The following is a 1492-nucleotide window of genomic DNA, read 5'->3' as shown; positions in this document are numbered from 1 at the left end:
GTCCGCCCTGAACAACCCCAGAACCCGCATGAAGCCTAGCGATTGGGGCTGTTGCCGATGGTTTTGATTGCAGGATTGAGGCCCAATCGATATCAGTTCCTTGCAAACTGCATCGAGGTTGCCGATGGGTCCGAAGCCTGCGAAGTCGACCGACGACCATGACCTGTTCCGCACCGAGCTGGTCAATCTGATCGACCAGCGCCACGAGCTCGTGCGTCTTGCCGAACTGATCGACTGGCAGGCCTTCGCCAACGAGTGGAGCCCGCAGTTTGTCTCCACCACTGGCCGGCCGGCATTGCCCACGCGGCTGATGGCATCGCTGCTGTACCTGAAGCACGTCTACGCGCTGAGCGACGAAGACACCGTCGCGCGCTGGAGCGAGAACCCGTACTGGCAGCACTTCAGTGGCGAGCTCTACTTCCAGCACGAACTGCCCTGTGATCCGTCCAGCCTGGTGCGCTGGCGCCAGCGCATCGGCGAGGCCGGCTGCGAGTGGCTGCTGGCGCAGAGCATCGAGGCAGCCCGGCGCGGGCGCGTGATCAAGCGCGACAGCGTGGACACGGTGGTACTGGACACGACGGTTCAGCCCAAGGCTATCGCGCACCCCACCGACAGCCGCCTGTTGAACAAGGCGCGCGAGCAACTGGTGAACGCGGCGCAGGACGCCGGCGTCACGCAGCGCCAGAGTTACGCCCGCGTAGGCAAGGCCGCCGAGCACCAGGCCGGCCGCTACGCCCACGCCAAGCAGTACCGTCGCATGCAGCGCGAGATCAGGAAGTTGCGCACTTGGCTGGGCCGCGTCATCCGCGACGTGCAGCGCAGGGGCGGCGAGATCACGGGCGCGCTGAAGACCAAGATCGAGATCGCGCAACGCCTGTACGAGCAACGCCGCGACTCCAAGAACAAGCTGTACGCGCTGCACGCGCCGGAGGTGGAGTGCATTGCCAAGGGCAAGGCAAGGACGCCGTACGAGTTCGGCGTGAAGACGTCGGTGGCGGTGACGGCCAAGGAAGGCCTGGTGGTGGGCATGCGCTCTATGCCGGGCAACCCCTACGACGGGCACACCGTGGACAGCCAGATCGAGCAGATCGGCATCCTGACGGGCACGACGCCGAAGATGGCGCTGGTGGACCGCGGCTACCGCGGCGTTCAGGCCAGCGCAGGCACGCGGCTGCTGGTCAGCCATACCAGGCGCCTGCCCAAGCGCCTGAAGAAGCTGCTCCAACGGCGCCAAGTGGTCGAACCGATGATCGGCCACATGAAGACAGACGGGTTGCTGGACCGGAACTGGCTGAAGGGCGCCCTGGGTGACGCGATGCACGCGGTGCTGTGCGGCGCAGGACACAACCTGAGGATGATCCTGGCGCACCTGCGGGTGCTTTACTGCGCCCTCGTCGGCCAACTTATGCTGGCGTTGATGCTCGTCACGCCGGCGCCGCGTTCGTTGCTGGCACCGTCTACGCGCTGAAATTGGGTTGTTCAGAGCGGACTA

Annotated in this window: 1 protein-coding gene; it reads left to right on the top strand. The window is 65.4% G+C overall.

Annotation, left to right across the window (positions count from 1 at the left end; translation table 11 throughout):
* Positions 1–124: 124 nt before the first annotated feature.
* Positions 125–1468 carry an IS5 family transposase gene (locus tag JMV16_RS21130; protein ID WP_201496304.1) on the top strand — a complete coding sequence of 448 codons (1344 nt, stop codon included), beginning with the start codon at positions 125–127 and terminating at the stop codon, positions 1466–1468.
* Positions 1469–1492: the final 24 nt, after the last annotated feature.

The sequence above is a fragment of the Rubrivivax sp. A210 genome (assembly GCF_904426505.1).
Classification (GTDB): Bacteria; Pseudomonadota; Gammaproteobacteria; order Burkholderiales; family Burkholderiaceae_C; genus Rubrivivax.
The sequence above is the reverse complement of the archived record's forward strand: the minus strand, read 5'-3'. Positions and strand labels throughout refer to the sequence as shown.

What these genes read in the sequence shown, in the direction of transcription:
- JMV16_RS21130 (WP_201496304.1), top strand. Translation starts at nt 125, where the DNA reads ATGGGTCCGAAGCCTGCGAAGTCGACCGACGACCATGACCTGTTCCGC.